The sequence below is a fragment of the Hymenobacter nitidus genome, from assembly GCF_020447315.1.
GTDB classification, from domain to species: Bacteria; Bacteroidota; Bacteroidia; order Cytophagales; family Hymenobacteraceae; genus Hymenobacter; species Hymenobacter nitidus.
Genome location: NZ_JAJADQ010000030.1, coordinates 1 through 902 on the forward strand (window position 1 = coordinate 1; position 902 = coordinate 902).

1 protein-coding gene is annotated in these 902 nt (G+C 71.8%); it reads right to left on the bottom strand.

Translation table 11 applies throughout. From position 1 onward, the window contains the following. Window positions 1–902, bottom strand: a 902-nt coding sequence (locus tag LGH70_RS23470; RefSeq protein ID WP_226190991.1) for an AMP-binding protein, incomplete at both ends; no start/stop codon positions are given.

The window sequence follows — 902 nt, forward strand, 5'->3', positions numbered from 1 at the left end:
CGCCCCACGTACTGCAGCTGCCCGCTGGGCAGGCGCACCACCTGGTCCCCGCTGCGGTATACTTTCCGCCCCGCCTGGCCCGCCTGCGGGTGGGCCACAAACTTCTGCCCCGTCAAGTCCGGCGCGTGCAGGTAGCCCTGGGCCAGGGCCGCCCCGCCGATGAGCAGCTCGCCCACCACGCCCACGGGCACCAGCTGGCCCTGCCCATCAACGACGAGCAGCTCCACGTTGGCAATGGGCCCGCCCAGCACGGGCTGGGCCACAAACCCGCCGATGCTCTCCCCCGTCAAGGGCTGGAAGCACACGCCAATGGTCGTCTCCGTCGGCCCGTAGTGGTTGAAGACCCGCAGCTGCGCGTTACTGGCCAGCAGGGCCGCCATGTCGGCGGCGGCCATCGTGGCCCCGCCGCAGACGAGCAGGCGCAGCCGGCCCACCCGGGCCAGGGCCGCCACGCCCTGGCTCAGCACCAGGCCCTGCACCAAGGACGGGGTCAGCTTCAGCACCGAGACCTGCTCCGTGTCGAGCCAGGCCAGGGTGGCCCCGGCCTGGGCCAGCACCTGCTCGGGGGCGGCCAGGCAGAGCCGGGCCCCGCGGAGCAAGGTGGGAAACAAGACCGTGTAGCCCAAGTCGAAGCTGTAGCTGGTCAGCAGGGCTGAGACGTCCTGCTCGCTGAGCTGGGCTTCGTGGGCAAACCACTGACAGTAGTTGCGCAGCGAGCCGTGGCCCACGGCCACGCCCTTGGGCTGCCCGGTCGAGCCGGAGGTGTAGATGACATAGGCCGTGGGCTCGGCCGCCTCGGCGTCGAGCACGGGGGCCGTCGTGGGGTAGGCCGCGGCCTGGGCGAGGAACTGCTCGTAGAGCTCGGCCGTGAGCGTGAGCGGGGCCTGGCTGTGGGCGAGCAT